Source organism: Shewanella sp. AS16, assembly GCF_021412365.1.
GTDB classification, from domain to species: Bacteria; Pseudomonadota; Gammaproteobacteria; order Enterobacterales; family Shewanellaceae; genus Shewanella; species Shewanella salipaludis.
The window spans coordinates 1-314 of the sequence record NZ_JAKCLK010000145.1; the positions used below are offsets into that span (position 1 = coordinate 1).

The window sequence follows — 314 nt, forward strand, 5'->3', positions numbered from 1 at the left end:
CAGATGAGGATTAAATAAGCCTTCCGGTGGTGCTTTCTCAAAGCGAGTTAGCAGTTTAGAAAACAGCGGTCCTGCGACAATAACTGTCGGAATGGTAATGATAAATCCATACAGTAAAGTCGTTCCGAGATTAGCCTCAAAGATAGTCGCGATGGCAGTAGGCCCTGGATGTGGCGGCAGAAAACAGTGGGTTACAGAGAGCGCTGCTACCATCGGTACGCCAACATACAACAGGGGTAATCCAGATGATGCCACGATGGTAAATACCAACGGCAACAGCAGGACAAAACCCACTTCAAAAAACATGGCGAGGC

The 314-nt window shown here is 48.1% G+C and carries 1 protein-coding gene; it reads right to left on the reverse strand.

Annotated features, from left to right (window positions below):
- On the reverse strand, positions 1-314 hold a 314-nt coding region (locus tag LZP73_RS19725), incomplete at both ends, for a GntT/GntP/DsdX family permease (protein WP_442800774.1).